General features: G+C 63.2%; 2 protein-coding genes. One reads left to right on the top strand and one right to left on the bottom strand.

Annotation, left to right across the window (positions count from 1 at the left end; genetic code table 11):
* A partial coding sequence (locus tag MKK75_RS32295) for a manganese catalase family protein (protein WP_244046558.1) occupies window positions 1-527 on the bottom strand: 527 nt, incomplete at its 3' end.
* Window positions 528-727: 200 nt separating this feature from the next.
* Between MKK75_RS32295 and MKK75_RS36245 the strand changes: the two genes are divergently transcribed.
* On the top strand, window positions 728-1,012 hold the full coding sequence (locus MKK75_RS36245; RefSeq protein ID WP_313901911.1) for a hypothetical protein: 285 nt from the start codon (window positions 728-730) through the stop codon (window positions 1,010-1,012).
* The last annotated feature ends 576 nt before the right edge of the window (window positions 1,013-1,588 follow it).

Genomic DNA, 1,588 nt, shown 5'->3' with positions numbered 1-1,588 from the left:
CAGGTCTCGCGGCCCGTCGGCTCGCTCATGGTCTCGTAGACCCGCAGCTTGTGGATGCGCGCACCGCATTCCAGGTGGAAATTGTGCAGCAGGTCGATGATCAGGTTCCCGGTCGTCGTCACCATGTCCATGTTCCAGGACGCGGCGTTCGAATTCATCGGCATGGCGCCGCCGCCGTTCGCCAGGAAGCTCCCGGCAAGCCGCACGTCCTGCATCTCGGCGAATGGTGCTTTGGAGATGTCGACATCTGACTTTGGGTTGCCCGGGCCGTTGTTGAGCATGGCAATGCCGGTGGAGACCAATTCGACGTGCCCGATCTCTTCGGCGAAGATGCTCGACACCAAACTGTAGAACGGCCGGAGCTTCTCCTTGTTGCGGAAGTTGAAGCTCTGGAACATGTAGTTTCCGAGGGTCGACATCTCGCCGTACTTGCCACCGAGCAGCTCCTGCAGGGCAGCGGCCGCGTTCGGCTCCGGCTTTTTCGGCTCGGGCAGCTCCGTTAGGAGGCGGTCGATCTTCATAAACATGCAGGTAGCTCCGTTCGCGCAAGGTGCGCCTCAGGGCATCTGTTTGCGGGATCGATCGTTCCTTCCGGCTTCACGAAGGCGACCACAAAGGGGCAGGACAGGATCGGGAGGTGATCACCAGAGGGCACGATCAACTGCCGCGATTGCAGCCAAGCTTGAGCCCAGCTAGACGCGCCACCTTGGGGTGTGCGGGAGCAGGGATGAGCGATGTCGTGGCCGCCCTGCTCCTGGCGTTGGCGGCTGAGAACGCCGAGCTGCGCGAGCAACTGGCTTCCGCTCAGGACATGCTGGTCGAGACCGCGATCGACGCCGGCAACATGCACGCCCTCGTCGAGGCGATGCGGGTCGAGCGGGACGCGTGGCGGGAGGAGGCTGAGCAGATGGGGGCAGCCCGTGTCCATCTCAGTCCGATGTGCGTCGGCTGTAATCAATCGGCTTGGCAGGAGGGAATTGGCTATCCGGACGCAGGCCGAGCACGTCCATGACACGGTCTCGTGCCCCGGCGTCGGCGATCGGTGCGCCTTGTTCAAGTCTGGCGATCACTTCGGGGGTGACCTGCGCGACTGCCGCCAGGGTCTCGATCGAGTAGGCACCTCGGACGCGGGCAGCATGGATCTGCGCGGCTAACGCGGCATCCAGGGGCGAGGGTTTGTCGTGTCGTTCGCTCATGGGTGAGCGGTACGTGCTGGCTCGGCCTGAAGTTTCGTCCCGACACATTCCTGTAGAGGGGCTATTCCATCCCGGCGACTCGCGGACGTGGGAGGCCGAGTTCGCTGAGGCCGAGGAACAAGGCAAACTCGGTCAGTACGGCGAGCGAAGCCATGCTATCGCTGCCGTTCTCGATAGCCACGACGACTTCGGGCGCGAGGTGAGCTAAGCGCGCGGCATCTGCAAGAGATAGACACAGCCGTGCGCGCGCTGTGACCTGACCGGCTGGCTTTGGACCGGGCTGATTGAGAGGATCAGTCAGGACCAAAGGAGTTGGACATGCGGCGAGGTCAGAAGACGGGTGCGGAGCAGGTCGTGTTGAAGCTGCGCCAGATTGAGGTGCAGACAGCCCA

Source organism: Methylobacterium sp. J-030, assembly GCF_022829545.1.
In the GTDB taxonomy this organism is placed as follows: Bacteria; Pseudomonadota; Alphaproteobacteria; order Rhizobiales; family Beijerinckiaceae; genus Methylobacterium.
The sequence above is the reverse complement of the archived record's forward strand: the minus strand, read 5'-3'. Positions and strand labels throughout refer to the sequence as shown.

What these genes read in the sequence shown, in the direction of transcription:
- MKK75_RS36245 (WP_313901911.1), top strand. Translation starts at nt 728, where the DNA reads ATGAGCGATGTCGTGGCCGCCCTGCTCCTGGCGTTGGCGGCTGAGAAC.